General features: G+C 63.3%; 12 protein-coding genes. 5 read left to right on the top strand and 7 right to left on the bottom strand.

Annotation, left to right across the window (positions count from 1 at the left end):
• The first annotated feature begins 25 nt into the window (after window positions 1–25).
• Window positions 26–2710, top strand: coding sequence for a DNA mismatch repair protein MutS (gene mutS / locus PQQ51_RS23990; RefSeq protein WP_408499345.1), 2685 nt, complete (start codon window positions 26–28; stop codon window positions 2708–2710).
• Window positions 2697–4082: a hypothetical protein gene (locus PQQ51_RS23985; protein WP_408499344.1), complete on the top strand. Its 1386-nt coding sequence runs from the start codon at window positions 2697–2699 to the stop codon at window positions 4080–4082. Before mutS ends, PQQ51_RS23985 begins: the two co-directional genes overlap by 14 nt.
• Here the strand turns inward: PQQ51_RS23985 and PQQ51_RS23980 are convergent.
• Complete coding sequence (locus PQQ51_RS23980; protein ID WP_408499343.1) at window positions 4062–4604, bottom strand: FKBP-type peptidyl-prolyl cis-trans isomerase; 543 nt, start codon at window positions 4602–4604, stop codon at window positions 4062–4064. The two genes, PQQ51_RS23985 and PQQ51_RS23980, sit on opposite strands and share 21 nt — an antisense overlap.
• 32 nt (window positions 4605–4636) lie before the next feature.
• Between PQQ51_RS23980 and PQQ51_RS23975 the strand changes: the two genes are divergently transcribed.
• The gene (locus PQQ51_RS23975) at window positions 4637–5896 is read left to right on the top strand and encodes a JmjC domain-containing protein (protein WP_408499342.1); all 1260 of its coding nucleotides are present in this window, start codon (window positions 4637–4639) and stop codon (window positions 5894–5896) included.
• Window positions 5897–6130: 234 nt separating this feature from the next.
• Window positions 6131–6406 carry a hypothetical protein gene (locus tag PQQ51_RS23970; RefSeq protein ID WP_408499341.1) on the top strand — a complete coding sequence of 92 codons (276 nt, stop codon included), beginning with the start codon at window positions 6131–6133 and terminating at the stop codon, window positions 6404–6406.
• A 158-nt stretch (window positions 6407–6564) separates the two neighbouring features.
• On the opposite strand, the gene yoaA is transcribed toward PQQ51_RS23970, so the two are convergent.
• From yoaA to PQQ51_RS23955, 3 genes are all read right to left on the bottom strand, one after another.
• Window positions 6565–8817, bottom strand: a complete 2253-nt coding sequence (gene yoaA, locus PQQ51_RS23965; protein ID WP_408499340.1) for a DNA repair helicase YoaA — start codon at window positions 8815–8817, stop codon at window positions 6565–6567.
• A 63-nt stretch (window positions 8818–8880) separates the two neighbouring features.
• Complete coding sequence (locus PQQ51_RS23960) at window positions 8881–9099, bottom strand: DUF465 domain-containing protein (protein WP_408499339.1); 219 nt, start codon at window positions 9097–9099, stop codon at window positions 8881–8883.
• Window positions 9100–9239: 140 nt separating this feature from the next.
• Window positions 9240–10142: a hypothetical protein gene (locus tag PQQ51_RS23955; RefSeq protein ID WP_408499338.1), complete on the bottom strand. Its 903-nt coding sequence runs from the start codon at window positions 10140–10142 to the stop codon at window positions 9240–9242.
• Between the two features lie 360 nt (window positions 10143–10502).
• On the opposite strand from PQQ51_RS23955, the gene PQQ51_RS23950 reads away from it, so the two are divergent.
• Complete coding sequence (locus PQQ51_RS23950; RefSeq protein WP_408499337.1) at window positions 10503–12851, top strand: Tex family protein; 2349 nt, start codon at window positions 10503–10505, stop codon at window positions 12849–12851.
• Between the two features lie 167 nt (window positions 12852–13018).
• On the opposite strand, the gene PQQ51_RS23945 is transcribed toward PQQ51_RS23950, so the two are convergent.
• From PQQ51_RS23945 to PQQ51_RS23935, 3 genes are all read right to left on the bottom strand, one after another.
• Complete coding sequence (locus PQQ51_RS23945) at window positions 13019–14905, bottom strand: potassium transporter Kup (RefSeq protein ID WP_408499336.1); 1887 nt, start codon at window positions 14903–14905, stop codon at window positions 13019–13021.
• 279 nt (window positions 14906–15184) lie between these two features.
• On the bottom strand, window positions 15185–15769 hold the full coding sequence (locus PQQ51_RS23940; protein ID WP_408499335.1) for a phosphoribosyltransferase: 585 nt from the start codon (window positions 15767–15769) through the stop codon (window positions 15185–15187).
• 3 nt (window positions 15770–15772) lie between these two features.
• The gene (locus tag PQQ51_RS23935; RefSeq protein ID WP_408499334.1) at window positions 15773–17119 is read right to left on the bottom strand and encodes an adenylosuccinate synthase; all 1347 of its coding nucleotides are present in this window, start codon (window positions 17117–17119) and stop codon (window positions 15773–15775) included.
• Window positions 17120–17284: the final 165 nt, after the last annotated feature.

Raw genomic sequence — 17284 nt, 5'->3', positions numbered from 1 at the left:
CAGCTAACGCAAGAAGACACCGAGGATGGGCATTCAAACCGCAGCGGCTTCCGAGGTCGCACAACATACGCCGATGATGCAGCAGTACCTGCGCATCAAAGGAGATCATCCGGGCACACTGGTGTTCTACCGGATGGGCGACTTCTACGAACTCTTTTTTGAAGACGCGGAAAAGGCCGCGCGTCTGCTCGATCTGACCTTGACGCAGCGTGGCGCGTCGGCCGGCAATCCGATCAAGATGGCGGGCGTTCCGCATCACGCGGTCGAGCAATATCTGGCCAAACTGGTGAAGCTCGGCGAATCCGTCGCGATCTGCGAACAGATCGGCGATCCGGCTACGTCGAAAGGTCCGGTCGAGCGCAAAGTGGTGCGCGTCGTCACGCCGGGCACGCTCACGGACGCCGCGCTGCTGTCGGACAAGAGCGACGTGTACCTGATGGCGCTGTGCGTCGCGCACAACCGCCGCGGCGTCGCGACCAGCGTCGGCCTCGCGTGGCTGAATCTGGCGAGCGGCAACCTGCGTCTCGCAGAAGTCGCGCCGGACCAGGTGGCCGCCGCGCTCGAGCGGATTCGTCCCGCGGAAATACTGGTGGCCGACACACCCACCGATTCCGCCACCTGGACCCCACCCGTGAACGCCGGCGCCCTCACGCGCGTGCCGGTCTGGCACTTCGATATCGCGTCGGGCACGCAACGCCTGTGCGACCAGCTCGAAGTGGCCGGCCTCGACGGCTTCGGCGCGCATTCGCTCACCTGCGCGTGCGGCGCGGCCGGCGCACTGCTGCTGTACGCGGCAGCTACCCAAGGCCAGCAACTGCGCCATGTGCGCAGCCTGAAGGTGGAGTACGAGTCCGAATATATCGGCCTCGACCCCGCCACCCGCCGCAATCTCGAACTCACCGAAACGCTGCGCGGCACCGAATCGCCCACACTGTGCTCGCTGCTCGACACCTGCTGCACGACCATGGGCAGCCGTCTGCTGCGTCACTGGCTGCATCATCCGCCGCGCGAAGCCGCGCTCGCGCAAGCGCGTCAGCAGGCGATCGGCGCGTTGCTCGACGCGCCGCCGGACGCGAGCGTCGATTCGCTGCGCGGCGCGCTGCGGCACATCTCCGACATCGAACGGATCACTGGGCGGCTGGCTTTGCTGTCGGCACGGCCGCGCGACCTGTCGAGCCTGCGCGATACCTTCATCGCGCTGCCTGAACTGCGCACGCGGCTTGCGGCCGTGTCGCCGAATGCGGACTCGCTCGCGCGTATCGACGCGTCGCTGGAACCGCCGCAAGCTTGCGTCGACCTGCTCGCGCGCGCGGTCGCGCAGGAGCCCGCCGCCATGGTGCGCGACGGCGGCGTGATCGCGCGCGGCTACGACGCGGAACTGGACGAGTTGCGGGATATTTCGGAGAACTGCGGACAGTTCCTGATCGATCTCGAAACGCGCGAGCGTGCTCGCACCGGCATCGGCAATCTGCGCGTCGAGTACAACAAGGTGCACGGCTTCTATATCGAAGTCACGCGCGGCCAAACGGACAAAGTGCCGGACGACTACCGCCGCCGTCAGACCTTGAAGAACGCCGAACGCTACATCACGCCGGAACTGAAAACGTTCGAAGACAAAGCGCTGTCCGCGCAGGAACGCGCGCTCGCCCGCGAGCGTTCGCTCTACGACGCGTTGCTGCAAGCGCTGCTGCCGTTCATCCCGGATTGTCAGCGCGTCGCGGCGGCGCTCGCCGAGCTCGATCTGCTGGCAGCGTTCGCGGAACGCGCGCGCGCGCTCGACTGGGTCGCGCCCACGTTCTCACCCAACGCCGGCATCGAAATCGAGCAGGGGCGCCATCCGGTCGTCGAGGCACAGGTCGAGCAGTTCATCGCCAACGACTGCACGCTCACCGCCGATCGCAAGCTGCTGCTGATCACCGGCCCGAACATGGGCGGTAAATCGACCTTCATGCGGCAAACCGCGCTGATCGCGTTGCTCGCGTATGTGGGCAGCTATGTGCCGGCGCGGCGTGCGTCGTTCGGTCCGATCGACCGCATCTTCACGCGGATCGGCGCGGCCGACGACCTGGCCGGCGGCCGCTCGACCTTCATGGTCGAGATGACCGAAGCGGCCGCGATCCTGAACGACGCGACACCGCAAAGTCTCGTGCTGATGGACGAGATCGGCCGCGGCACATCGACGTTCGACGGCCTCGCGCTGGCCTGGGCAATCGCGCGGCATCTGCTGTCGCACAACGGCTGCCACACGCTGTTCGCCACGCACTACTTCGAACTGACACAACTGCCGGCCGAGTTTCCGCATGCGGCCAACGTGCATTTGTCCGCAGTCGAGCATGGGCACGGCATCGTGTTCCTGCACGCGGTCAACGAAGGCCCGGCGAATCAGAGCTACGGTTTGCAGGTCGCGCAACTGGCCGGTGTGCCGAACGCGGTGATTCGCGCGGCGCGCAAGCACCTCGCGCATCTCGAACAGCAATCGGCGGCGCAACCCGCGCCGCAACTCGATCTGTTCGCCGCGCCGCTGCCGATGCTGCTCGAAGACGCCGACGACGAACGCGACAGCAAGCCCGAAGCGGCAGTGCCGCCCGCGTTGCAAGCGCTCGTCGAACGTCTGCGCTCGCTCGATCCGAACGATCTGCGCCCGCGCGAAGCACTCGACCTGCTGTACGAGCTCCACGACCTGGCCGCCGCGCCGGATGCGGATCACTGACGCGTCCGCGCTCCCGCTGCGCCCGCGCCGACCACGCGCGGCGCTGAGTTTTGCCGGCACGCGGGCGGCCGGCGTCGTTGTTTCGCTCGCGCTGCTCGGGTCGGCGCTTTCAGTCATGTCGCAGGCGGCGCACGCCGAATCGCCGCGCTACGCGTTCGCGGTGATCGCGAACACGATGCAAAGCACCGCCGACGAAGCCGCTACGCAACGCCTGATCGAAGCGATCAACCGCGAGCGCAACGTGTCGTTCATCGTCTACGACGGCAATCTGAAGGGCGCCAGGGAAGCCTGCCGCGATGCCCTTTACGATCGGCGCCACGCGGTGCTCGAAACCGCGCGCACCGCGCTCTTTTTCATTCCGGGGCAACACGACTGGGCCGATTGCGGGACTGCCGAGGCCGGCGGCTTCGATCCGGTCGAACGGCTCGACTTGTTGCGCCAGACGCTATTCGCCGATCAGTCTTCGATGGGGCAGAACCCGATCGCGTTGACGCGCGAAAGCGAAGTGTCGCGCTTTCATCCGTATCGCGAGAACGTGCGCTGGCAAGTCGGCGACACCGTGTTCGTCGCGCTGAACGCGCCGAGCCCGAACAATCACTATCTGACCGCGGGCGGCCGTAACGGCGAGTTCGAAGACCGCGCGATCGCCAATGCATTCTGGCTCGAGCATGCGGCGGAATATGCGAAACGGCGCGACGCACGAGCAATCGTCGTGCTGCTTCAAGGCGACTTCGATCCGGAGCGTTACGAAAGACCCGACCGTTTCGCGTGGTTGCGCTTTGCGCGCAACACACGCCGCGACGGCTTTCTGGAATTCAAGCGCAGCCTCGTCAAACTCGCGCAGGTTTTCCGCGGCCCGGTGCTGGTGATTCATTGCGACGACGAGCGCGCGAGCGCCGGCTTCACGATCGATCAGCCGCTACGCAACGACAAAGGGATTTTGGTGACGAATCTCACGCGGGTCGCGCTTGCGCCGCATGACCGTCTTAACCAGTGGATTCAGATTGAAGCGGATCTCGGCAGAAAACCGCCATTCCGCGTAAGTGTGCGCGACGTGCCCAAACAGATGCCGATGCCCAGCGCACCGCTTACTTCGCCTCATGACGAACCGGCTGCTTCGATGCCGGCCGTGCCGGCGCTCGGGCCCGCTTCCGAGTTGCCGCCACTGCTGCCGGCGCCCGCTCAGCCGCAATCGGACTCGCAACCGTTCGATCAGCAGTACAACCCGGCAACCGGTAGCGGCGAAGGCAATGGACCCTATGGGCCCGCCATGTCCGCGCCGCCCGCATCGACAACAATGCCGCGCACGCCGGGCGCTTCTTCCAACGCCCCCGGCAGCGCGCCCGCGAGTTCAGTGCAGCGTGGGCCCTGACTTGTCGTCTTCCTCTTCGTCGTCGTCTTCATCGAGGACTTCGAGGCCGTCGGCGCCATGCGCGTGTTCGTGCTGGATTTCGTCTTCCGTGGCCGGACGCACGTCTTTCACAGTCAGCGCAAAACGCAGCGCCATGCCGGCAAGCGGGTGGTTGCCGTCGAGCACGACCTTGTCTTCAGCGACGTCGGTCACGACGTAGACGAGCGAATCGAGATCTTCGTCGCCTTCTTCCGGCGTGCCTTCGAATTGCATGCCGACTTCGAGCGGTTCCGGAAAGCGATTGCGCGGCTCGATCTTCACGAGATCGGGATCGTACTCGCCGAACGCGTCTTGCGGCTCCAGCTGGATCTGGGTCTCGAAGCCGGCCTCGTGGCCGTCGAGCTCTTCCTCGATCTTGGGGAACGTGCCATCATAGCCGCCGTGCAGATAGACCATCGGCTCGTCGCTTTCTTCAATCAGATTGCCCTGCGCATCCGACAGCTTGTAAGCGACCGACACGACGGTGTTCTTTGCGATTTTCATTCGATTCTCCAGAATACAACTCACATTATACGATGCCCAAGCGGCCCACTGACCACCCGGCCGACGCAGCTTCGGCACGCAATCCTTCATCGGCTTCGAAGCCGGCGCTGCCCGCGCAGCCCGTTCTGCCGCCCTCGCCCGACACGCCCACGCCATTGCTCGGCAATCTGACGCCGTCGCAATTCATGCGCCGTTACTGGCAGAAAAAGCCGCTGCTGATTCGTCAGGCGATCCCGAATGTCGAGTCGCCGCTCACGCGCGACGAGTTTTTCGAACTGGCCGATCAGGACGAAGTCGAAGCGCGCCTGATCACGCACTTTCGCAATAAATGGCAACTGGAGCACGGCCCGTTCGCGGCCGACGAACTGCCGTCCGTGAAGCAGCGCGCATGGACGCTGCTGGTGCAAGGCGTCGACCTTTACGACGACCGCGCGCGCGCGCTGCTCGACCGCTTCCGCTTCGTGCCGGACGCGCGTCTGGACGATCTGATGATTTCGTATGCGACCGACGGCGGCGGCGTCGGTCCGCACTTCGACTCTTACGATGTCTTCCTGTTGCAGGTCAAAGGCAAGCGCCGTTGGCGCATCGGCGCGCAGAAAGATCTGACGCTCCAACCCGGCCTGCCTTTGAAAGTTTTACAGCATTTCGAACCGGAAGAAGAATGGCTGCTCGAGCCAGGCGACATGCTTTACCTGCCGCCGCACATTGCGCATGACGGTATCGCCGAGGGCGAATGCATGACCTGCTCGATCGGTTTTCGCGCGCCTTCCACGAGCGAGTTGACCTCGCAGTTCCTCTACCATCTGGCCGAGCGCGGTGAGTCGGCGGAACGATCGGGAGCGTTGTATCGCGACCCGAAACAGGCCGCCGTCGACCACCCGGCCGAGTTGCCCGCGGGATTAATCGAGCGGGTTGGCGCGATCCTTGCTCAAATTAAATGGAATGAGCAGGATATTGCGTCGTTCCTTGGTACTTATCTCAGCGAACCTAAGCCGAGTGTCGTCTTTGATCCGCCGCAAAAGCCGCTCAACGAAGCCCGTTTCATTAATGAAGCATCGAAGTCAGGTATTCGACTGGACCGCAAGACTAATCTGTTGTACAACCGCCGTTTTTTCTTCGTAAATGGAGAAGAAACATCATTCGATGGCGCAAAAAAGTGGCTGTTTGAACTCGCTGACCACCGCTGCATGAGTGCGAAACGCTTTGTAACACTCTCACACGATTCGTCGGTGACAGCACTGCTACACGAGTGGTATTGTGCGGGCTGGATACAAGTGGGCGAGCTTGCGTAACTCCGCCTGCCTGCTATACCCCGTACTATGATTTTTTGTATGAGAAAGACAACGTATTGACCCCGGATTTATGGATTGTCAGTACGAAAGTGCATATAATTTCCGCCCAAGCCGTAGGGAAGATTCCAGCTCGTCAAAAGAGCGTCTCCACCAGCGGCCCAGGTCGGTGTTGGAGCACATTACCGGTTTTATTTTGCGCTGTTGCTTACCTTTAAACCATAAAAGGACGTGATCATGAAGAAATCCCTCCTCGTAGCATCCCTGTTGGCAGCTGTGGCACTGGCTGCATGCAACAAGAGCAACGATCAAGCCGCTGCCCCGGCTAGCGACGCAGCTGCTGCTTCGGCACCGGCTGCTGCAGCTTCGGATTCGGCTGCTGCTGCTTCGGGTGCGGCTGCTGCTGCGAGCGACGCTGCTGCTTCGGCTACGTCCGCTGCTTCGGACGCTGGCGCTGCTGCTTCGGACGCATCGGCTTCGGCTGCTGCTCCGGCTTCGGGCGCAAGCCAGTAAGCTGTCGCATAGGGTTCGCCTCTGGGCGAAAACTGCATCGGGAAATCATCGCGATTTCCCGGTCAGTAAAGCAAAACGCCACGGATTCACATCCGTGGCGTTTTGTCGTTTTGGGAGCCGCTTTTTCAACGGCCCTCAACGGTAATCACCGAATAGATTTATTGCGCCGTCTTCTCTTCGAAGAACTCGCGCACCACTTCGATCTCACGTGTGCGTTTGAATGGCGGCAGGCTCTGCCATATACGCTTCCCATACGGTTTGTCGACGAGACGTGTGTCGCAGATCATCAGCACGCCGCGATCGGTCTCAGCGCGGATCAGACGGCCTGCGCCCTGCTTTAGCGTAATGACCGCCTGCGGCAACTGATGCACGGCAAACGGACTCAAGCCCTTCTTGGTCAGCGCGTCGAGTCGCGCGGACAAGACCGGATCGTCGGGCGGGGCGAACGGCAGCTTGTCGATCACCACCAGCGACAGCGCATCGCCACGCACGTCCACCCCTTCCCAGAAACTCTGGCTGCCCACCAGGATCGCGTTGCCGTACGCGCGGAAGCGATCCAGCAACTCCGTGCGGCTCGCGTCGCCCTGCACGAGCAACGGGTAATTCCAGCCGCGTGCGTCGATCGTGTCGCGCAGCTTGGCCGAAATCCGGTCGACCGCGCGCAGCGTCGTGCACAGCATGAACACACCGCCGCCGGACGCTTCGATCGCGGGCAACGCGGCGTCGAACACGGCGTCGGTGAACATCGGCGAGGACGGCTGCGGCAAATTGCGCGGCACGTATAGCAAGCCTTGCGTCGGATAGTCGAACGGGCTCGGCAGCGTCATCGAACGTTTCGCGTTCAGGCCCATTTGCGCGGCGTAGTGCGTGAAGTCGCCGCGCACCGACAAGGTCGCCGACGTGAAGATCCATGCGCGCGGCACGCCGGCGCGCTGCTTCGCAAAGATCGGCGCGACCGAGAGCGGCGTTTCGTGCAACTGCACCGTATGCGAGAACACCTCGATCCAGCGCACTTTTTCGTTTGGATCGACGCGCTCGGCTTTCGCATCGGAAGCGGCGGCTTCGGCCTTCTCACGTTCGATTTCAGTGGGCGGCGAGGTCCAGCCCGCGAGCACGCCTTGCAGCTCGCGCGCACGGCGCAGACACGCGCCGATCGATTCGGCGCGCTCCGCCTGCCCGGCCAGCGCGGACGCCAATGCATCGAGTTCGGTTTCGAGTGTTTCGAGCGCCGGGAACAGCGGATGGTCGTCGGCAAGCTGGCCGATCGACAGACGCACCGAGTCTTCCTTGAAAGCAAGCCGCACGTCGCGCGCCGCGCGCTCCAGCGTCGCGCCGAGCTTGACCCAATCCACCGTTTCGCGCGCGTGACCGAGGCCTTCGGCGACAGAATCGCGCGCGAGCTCGAGGAACTGCGTGGTCGATAGCGTCTCGCCGAAAAACAGCGTCGCGGTTTCGGGCAGTTGATGTGCTTCGTCGAAGATGATCGTGTTCGCGGTGGGCAGCAACTCGGCCATGCCGGTGTCGCGCAACATGATGTCCGCGAAAAACAGGTGGTGATTGACCACCACGATATCGGCCTGCTGCGCCTCGCGGCGCGCCTGCATCACGAAGCACTCCTTGTAATGCGGGCACTCCTGACCGAGACAGTTCTCGCGCGTGGACGTGACCATCGACCACACCGCCGCCGTCTCCGGCACACTCGCGAGTTCGGCCTTGTCGCCGGTACGGGTGATTTTCGCGAAGCGGATGATGTCCTGCAGATACGACGTTTCCTGACGCGACGGCAGGCGGCCGTTGTCAGCGGTGCGCTGCAGGTAGTAATGGCACAGGTAATTCGCGCGGCCCTTGAGCATCGCGACCGACACGGGCACCGCAAGCGCATCGCGCACGGTCGGAATGTCGCGCTGGAACAGCTGGTCCTGCAAGTGCTTGGTGCCGGTAGAGACGATCACCTTACCGCCCCACAGCATCGCGGGCACCAGATAGGCATAGGTCTTCCCGGTGCCCGTGCCCGCCTCCACGATCAGCGTGTTTTCGCTGCCGTCGAGTCCGTTCGATTCGTCGGCGTCCGGCGCCTCTGCGGCCGCGTCGGCCGCTCCTTGCAGACGCCGCGCAGGACGCTTCTGCGCCTCGAACATCGCGGGCTCGGGCATCGCGCGGCCGGACGCTTCCATGGCCGCGGCGACGGCGCGCGACATCTCGATCTGCGACGCGCGCGAACGATAGCCGTCGATCTGCCGCGCGAGCAGGCCGTTGTCGGCGAAGATCTGGTCGAGTTCGGCGCCGCGGCGCGGATTCAGCGCCGCGGAGAGCGGCGACGCATTCGCACGCGGCGCGACGGCACCTGCGCCGGCCGGCGAAGCGTCGCTGCCCGACCCGGCACGGGATGAAGTTTCAAGCGGTGAATTCAAGGCAAGCGTTTCCTGCAAATTCCGGTGCGCGCCGCGCGACCCGGCGCCTGCCAGGCCGCGAACTCAGGCGCGTGCGTCCGGTTCGAGCTGCAATTGCAGCAAGATGATGGTGTCTTTGACTTTGAGTTTGCGCTTTTTCAGACGCTGCAACTCGAAGTCGTCGATGCCGGGCTCGCTCGACATTCGTTCGATCAACCGATCGAGCCCACTGTGCTCCGATTCCAGCTGCAGAATGCGATCGCGAAGTGTGTCCGCGGTGATGACGTGATGTTGATCGCGCATGCTCGCCTCCTCCCGTAAGCGGCACGGGCTGCGTGGCGCGGCCCGATGCCTGAGGTTGCTGTCCGGCTAAAACGCGTTACGGCGACTACGGCACTCCCACAACCCTACCAGAGACCGCTCCAGCACGACGGACACAATGGCTATTGCGCCTGCTGCTGTTGCTGCTTCTGCTGTTCGAGTTGCTGCTGCTGTTGCAACTGCTCCTGACGTTTCTGCTCGGCTTTCTCGGCCGCCTGCTTCTGCCGCGCTTCGACGTCTGCTTTGTGCTGCGCCGCGTCGGCCTGCTTCTTCTCGAAGCTCTGCTGCTTCTCGACGCGCTCCTGAGCCTTCTGCGCGCCCTGTTGCTGCGCTTCCTGAAGCTTCTTCTGGAAATCGCCCTGCTTCTGATCGTACGCTTGCTGGTTGGTGGCGGCTTGCGCCGGGCTGATCCCGCGCTGCGCCTGATCCAGTGCGTGCTGACGCTGCTTGTCCTGATACGCCTGCGCGTTCGCGCTGCGTTGCGGCGCCTCGGCCGCACGTTGCGTCTGATCGATCTGGTGCTGACGCTGCTTGTCTTCGTAGGCCTGCGCGTTGCGCGCGTCGTCGGCGGCGCGCTGCGGCGCGCTGGCTTCGTCCTGTGCGCGTTTGAGCGCGGCCTGCTCGTCACGCTGACGGGCGCGCGCGGCGCGTTGTTCGCCGTCGAGCGCGAGCTGTTCCTTGCGGATGTCCGCCTGCACCACGCGCATCTCGTCGCGCGCCTTGCCGAGACAGTGGTTCACGAAGAACCTGCTGTAGCAGTCGTGCTCGGCGACGCCGTAACGGTAGTTGTTTTCCTCGCTGCGCTGGTCGAGCGTTTTTTGCCGCGCGTCGAACGACCTGTTCAGCGCGTCGGCCTGTTCAGCGCTGGCCGTGGCCGTGCCCGACGCATCCGCGGCCATTGCACCCGCGGCACCCGAAGCGGCTACCGGCGCGTTGCCGCCGGGTTGCGCAGCGGATTCCTGCGCGGCCGCCGGCGCGGCCAACGCCACCGAAGCCGCGATCACGCACGCGAAACGCGCTACCAAAGATGCCGGTGAGGACGCGAGCGCAAACCTGAACAGGGACCGCGACGCCGGGATGAGAGAAACAGGCGGCAAAAGAAGCGGCAAAGCAAGCGGTGAGCGCAATGAAAACGGCGGCAGTTGTGACAGGCGAGAGACCAAGCGGGAGCCCAGGCGGTTGAGGGACAAGGAGATCGGCAACGTCGTAGAGGGTCAACGGAACATGCCCGAAATTCTATCACCCTGCGGTTGAGCCCTTTGGCATTTATGGCAAAATGCCCCGCTCCAGCAACCTGGTCGCGGCGCGCCGTCCGGCGCGGCCGGACGCGCTCCCGAGTGCGTTCGCACGCGACCTTTGATTGAGCAGCAGGAACACCAGGACCTATGACGGAAACCGTAGCACTCAAGATCGTACAGCGCATCGCCGCCGAACTGTCCGTCCAGCCGCGCCAGGTCGCGGCCGCGGTGCAACTTCTCGACGAAGGAGCGACTGTTCCGTTCATCGCCCGCTACCGGAAGGAAGTGACCGACAATCTCGACGACACGCAACTGCGCAATCTCGAGGAACGTCTGCTGTATCTGCGCGAACTGGAAGACCGGCGCGCGGCGATCATCGCCAGCATCGACGAACAGGGCAAGCTCACCGACGAACTGCGCATCGCGATCGAAGGCGCCGACAGCAAGCAGGTGCTGGAAGACCTGTATCTCCCGTACAAGCCGAAGCGCCGCACGCGCGCGCAGATCGCCCGCGAAGCCGGCCTCCAGCCGCTCGCCGACGCGCTGCTGGCCAATCCGCTGCTCGACCCGCAAACCGAAGCCGCTGCCTACGTGGACGCCGAGAAAGGCGTCGCCGATGTGAAAGCCGCGCTCGACGGCGCGCGCGACATCCTGTCGGAGCAGTTCGGCGAAACCGCCGAGTTGCTCGGCAAACTGCGCGATTACCTGTTCAACCAGGGCGTGGTGTCGTCGAAAGTGGTGGAAGGCAAGGAAAACGCCGAAGAAGAAAAATTCCGCGATTACTACGACTACGCGGAAACCATCCGCACCGTGCCGTCGCATCGCGCGCTGGCGCTGTTCCGCGGCCGCAATGCGGGCGTGCTGATGGTCAAGCTCGGCCTCGGCGAGGAACTCGACGCGCTGGTGCCGCATCCGGGCGAAGCGCTGATCGCGCGCCACTTCGGCATTGCGAATCAGAGCCGCCCGGCCGACAAATGGCTGTCGGACGTGTGCCGCTGGTGCTGGCGCGTGAAGGTGCAGCCGCACATCGAAAACGAACTGCTGACCAAGCTGCGCGACGAAGCCGAGCACGAAGCAATTCGCGTGTTCGCGCGCAACCTGAAAGACCTGCTGCTGGCCGCGCCTGCCGGCCCGAAGGCCGTGATCGGCCTCGATCCGGGCATGCGCACCGGCGTGAAAGTCGCCGTGGTCGACCGGACCGGCAAGGTGCTCGCCACCGACGTGATCTATCCGCACGAGCCGCGCCGCGACTGGGACGGCTCGATCGCGAAACTGGCGCGCATCTGCGCGCAGACGCAGGCCGAGCTGATCAGTATCGGCAACGGCACCGCGTCGCGTGAAACGGACAAACTCGCGAGCGAACTGATCGCGCGTCATCCGGAATTCAAGCTGCAGAAGATCGTCGTGTCCGAAGCGGGCGCGTCGGTTTACTCGGCCTCCGAACTCGCGGCCAAGGAGTTCCCCGATATGGACGTGTCGCTGCGCGGCGCCGTGTCGATCGCGCGCCGCTTGCAGGATCCGCTCGCGGAACTGGTGAAGATCGAGCCGAAGGCGATCGGCGTCGGCCAGTACCAGCACGACGTGAATCAGCGCGAACTGGCCCGCTCGCTCGACGCGGTGGTCGAAGACTGCGTGAATGCGGTCGGCGTGGATGCGAACACCGCGTCGGTCGCGCTGCTCGCACGCGTGTCCGGCCTGAACGCGACACTGGCGCGCAACATCGTCGATTATCGCGATGCCAACGGTCCGTTCCCGTCGCGCGAGCATCTGCGCAAGGTGCCGCGTCTCGGCGACAAAACCTTCGAGCAGGCCGCCGGCTTCCTGCGCATCAACAATGGCGAGAATCCGCTCGACCGCTCGTCGGTTCACCCGGAAGCGTATCCTGTCGTCGAACGCATTCTCGCGAAGATCAGCAAGCATGTCGGTGACGTGCTCGGCAATCGCGACGCGCTGCGCGGGCTGTCGCCGGCGGAATTCGTCGACGAACGTTTCGGTCTGCCGACCGTGCGCGACATTCTGGTCGAACTCGAAAAGCCGGGCCGCGATCCGCGTCCTGAGTTCAAGACAGCGACGTTCCGCGAAGGCGTCGAGAAGGTCAGCGATCTGACGCCGGGCATGGTGCTCGAAGGCGTCGTGACGAACGTGGCGGCGTTCGGCGCGTTCATCGACATCGGTGTGCATCAGGACGGTCTCGTACACGTGTCCGCCATGTCGACGAAATTCATCAAGGACCCGCACGAGGTCGTCAAGGCCGGTCAGATCGTCAAGGTGAAGGTGCTCGAAGTCGACGTGAAGCGTCAGCGTATCGCGCTGACCATGCGTCTGGACGATGAGTTCGGCGCGTCCGCGGCCCCGCGCAGCGGTGGCGCACAGCAGGACCGTGGCGGCTTCAACCGCCCGGGCGGCGGCAACCGGGGCGGCCAGCAACAGCGTTCGCGCGAGCCGGAAGCAGGCGGCGCAATGGCCGCTGCGTTTGCCAAGCTCAAGCAGAAGTAAGCGCTGCATATGCCGCGTTGGCGCGTGATCGATTCACGCGCCAACTCGAACAGCACGCAACAAAAAAGCCCACGCACTTCACCATTGCGTGGGCTTTTTTGCGCCTCGATGCATCAAACGAGGCGCTCGCGATTTCAGGCGGGCTTTCACGCGCGATTCACGCGCAATCAGATCTCGATCTTCGTCCCCAACTCCACCACCCGGTTCGCCGGAATGCTGAAGAAGTCCGTCGGCTTCGCGGCGTTCTGATGCATCCACGCGAACACACGTTCGCGCCACACCGACATACCCGGCAACTGCGTCGGCACCACCGTTTCGCGCGCGAGGAAGAACGACGTGTCCATCAACTCGAAGGTCATGTCGTGCGTGCGGCCGACCTCCAGCAGCACCGCCTTCACGTCCGGCGTTTCGTTGAAACCGTACGACGCCTTGACGAGATACAAACCACCGTCGATAACCTTGACCGTCACACGTTCCGCGTCGTCCACATACGGAATGTCGCGCGTGACGAAGGTCAGGAAAATCGTGCGCTCATGCAGCACCTTGTTGTGCTTCAGGTTGTGCAGCAAGCTGACGGGGACGAGCGAGTCGCTGCCGGTCAGATAGATCGCCGTGCCCGACACGCGATGCGGCGGATGCGCGAGCAGGCCCTGCAGGAACGGCATCAGCGGAATACCGTCGGCGGCCGTGCGCTCCTTGACGATCATCCTGCCCTTGAACCATGTCATCAGCAGGAAGAACAGCAACGCGCCGATGCCGAGCGGCAACCAGCCGCCCTCCTCGACCTTCAGCAGATTGGCGCCGAAAAAGCCCACGTCGACCACCATGAACACGCCGATGATCAGCCCGACCAGCAGCTTGTTCCACTTCCATACGTTCACCATCACCACACACGCGAGGATCGTGGTGATCACCATGGTCGCGGTCACCGCGATACCGTAGGCCGCGGCGAGATTGTCCGAACTCTTGAACGCGATCACGATGCACAGAATGATGAACAGCAGCATCCAGTTCACCACCGGCACATAGATCTGACCGATCGCCAGTTCCGACGTGTGCAGGATCTTCATGCGCGGCACGTAGCCGAGCTGGATCGCCTGGCTCGTCAGCGAATACGCGCCGGAAATCACGGCCTGCGAAGCGATCACGGTCGCCACCGTCGACAGAATCACGAGCGGCAGCAACGCCCAATCGGGCGCGAGCAGGAAGAACGGGTTTTCGATCGCCTTCGGGTCGTGCATCAGCAACGCGCCCTGACCGAAATAGTTGAGCACCAGCGAAGGCATTACCAGAAAATACCAGGCCATGCGGATCGGCTTTGCGCCGAAGTGGCCCATGTCGGCGTAGAGCGCTTCGGCACCGGTCAGCACCAGCACGACCGAGCCCAGCACCACGTATGCCTGCAGAACGTGCGCGGCCATGAAGCTGTACGCGTAGTACGGGTTCAGCGCGCGGATCACGTTCGGCGACTGCAGGATGTGCCACAGGCCGAGCGCTGCCAGCACCACGAACCACACCACCATGATCGGCCCGAACAGGCGGCCGACCATCGCCGTGCCGTGCCGCTGAATCCAGAACAGCAGCACGAGAATCACCATCGTCAACGGCAGCACGAGATGCGACAGTTTCGGGGCGGCGATCTCCAGACCTTCGACTGCCGAGATCACGGAGATCGCAGGCGTGATCACCGCGTCGCCATAGAACATGCATGCGCCGAAAATGCCGAGCATCATCAGCAAGCCGGCCATTTTCGATTTGGGATCCAGAGAGCGCAACGCGAGCGCCATCAATGCGAGCACACCGCCTTCGCCGTTGTTGTCGGCGCGCATCACGAACAGAACATATTTGATGCCGACCACGATCACGATCGCCCAGAACAGCAGCGAGATCACACCCAGAATCGACTGGTCGGTTAGCGGAATGCCATGGGAAGGGCTGAATGCCTCTTTCAGCGAGTACAACGGGCTCGTGCCGATATCGCCGAACACCACTCCGATCGCGGCCAGCGCGAGGGATGGCAATGGCTGTTTGTGCTCGTGATTGTTATTTGTCATAAACGCGAGGAAATCCGTTCCCTGGGCGGAAAAAACGATCGCTATTCTAAACTGCTCGCCTAGCGCCGCCCGGCTTGTTGTGGATACACCACGTGGATGGTCCGCGCAGTGTAGCACTGCGATTTGACCGCGTCTGCTGCGCGACGCGTTGCAACGGCGACGGCGCTGTTCGGGCTGCACGGCGGTGCTTTCCGCACGCATAAAAAAAGGAGCCCGGCGGGGCTCCTTTTCTGAGTACGAATCCTGAATATGAATCGCTGCACACAGCGCGGCGAAACCTTACTTCCCTGACGATTCCTGCGCCGTGCCGCGCTTGATCCACGCGCCGAGGTTGTGCGGACGCACCGTGTCCCACTCCTCAAACGGCTGATGAATCCACGGGTTAGTGGGCAGATACTGCACGTGATAGTCGGGCTTCACCTTCGAGCAGCCCTTGTACCAGAGCACCGCCGAGCGCACCGCCGTAATGGCCAGATAGCGCTCTTTCAGATGCTGCTGCACGCGGGCGAGCGTCACGCCCGAATCGACCAGATCGTCGACGAGCAGCACGTTGCCGTGCAGTTCGCCGCGCGTCATCGTGATGTATTGCGCGATGTCGAGTTCGCCCTGCTCCGTACCTGCCGCCTCACGATACGAACTGGTGGCGAGAATCGCGAGCGGCAGATCGTAAATGCGCGACAGTTGATCGCCGACGCGCAGACCGCCACGCGCGAGGCACAGGATCTTGTCGAACTTCCAGCCCGACTCGTGCACCTGCAACGCGAGTACTTCGATCAACCGGTGATACTCGTCCCAGCCGACCCACAGGTTCTTGTCGTCGTTGCGCGGATCTTTCATCGCAATCATGGGCACACCTTGAACCATCACTTAAACCTTGAACGGATGACGAAGCAGAATGGTTTCGTCACGATCCGGACCGGTCGACACCATATCGATCGGAATACCCGCGACTTCCTGCACGCGTGACAGATAAGCACGCGCGGCAGCCGGCAGCTTGTCCCATTCCTTGATACCGACGGTGCTTTCCTTCCAGCCCGCGAAGGTTTCGTACACCGGTTCGCAACGCGCGACTTCCGTGGCGCCGCGCGGCAGCAGATCGACTGCTTTGCCGTCGACCGTATAGCCGACGCACAGCTTCACTTCGTCGAGACCGTCGAGCACGTCGAGCTTGGTCATGCACAGACCCGACACGCCGTTGATCTGGATCGAGCGGCGCAGCGCGGCGACGTCGAGCCAGCCCGTGCGGCGCGGACGGCCGGTGACCGAACCGAATTCCTTGCCGACCTTGGCCAGTTCCAGACCGATCGCTTCCTGACGCTCGGCGTTGTCCGCGTCGTACAGCTCGCTCGGGAACGGGCCCGAACCGACACGCGTGCAATACGCCTTGGTGATGCCGAGAATGTAGTTCAGCTTTTGCGGACCGACGCCCGCGCCCGCGGTGGCCGCACCGGCCACGCAGTTGCTCGACGTGACGTACGGATAGGTGCCGTGATCGATATCGAGCAGCGTGCCTTGCGCGCCTTCGAACAGCAGGTTGTTGCCGGCCGCGTTTTCGTCGTAAAGACGGCGCGACACGTCGGTCACCATCGGCTTCAGACGATCGGCATAGCTCAACATCGTGTCGAGCGTTTGCTGGAAGTCGACCGCGGCGACGCCGAGGTATTGCGTCAGCACGAAGTTGTGGTAATCGAGGTTTTCACGCAGACGTTCGGCGAACGTGACCGGATCGAACAGGTCCTGCACGCGCAAGCCGCGACGTGCGACCTTGTCTTCGTATGCCGGGCCGATGCCGCGGCCGGTGGTGCCGATCTTGCCCGCGCCACGGCGCGCTTCGCGACCCTGGTCGATGGCGATGTGGTACGGCAGGATCAGGGTGGTGGCTTCGGAAATGAAGAGTCGATTCTGAACGTCGACTCCGGCGGCTTCGAGCTCGCCGATTTCCTTGAACAATGCTTCCGGCGACAACACGACGCCATTGCCGATGTAGCACGCGACGCCGGGATGCATGATGCCCGACGGAATCAGGCGCAAGATGGTTTTCTTGCCGCCGATGATAAGCGTGTGACCGGCATTGTGACCGCCCTGGAAGCGAACGACGCCTTGGGCGTGGTCCGTCAGCCAGTCGACGATCTTGCCCTTGCCTTCATCACCCCACTGGGTCCCCACGACGACGACGTTACGCCCGGGGTTCACATTCACTGCGCTAGCAGACATGTTGTTTCGTAAGCTGGTTAAAAACGTATTCTACCTATGTTCGCGGAACCTTCCGAATTTTTCCGTTTCCGCTCAACGGTATGCACGTTATGTTGGAGATAGCGAAATAGCGCGGCAGGCAGCCGTGCCGGGATCTGACAGCGCTCGCGCCGCCCAGAAAAAAGG

It is taken from the genome of Paraburkholderia xenovorans (genome assembly GCF_046030735.1).
In the GTDB taxonomy this organism is placed as follows: domain Bacteria; phylum Pseudomonadota; class Gammaproteobacteria; order Burkholderiales; family Burkholderiaceae; genus Paraburkholderia; species Paraburkholderia xenovorans_A.
Note: the sequence above shows the minus strand (reverse complement) of the source record. Positions and strands in the feature narration are given on the sequence as shown.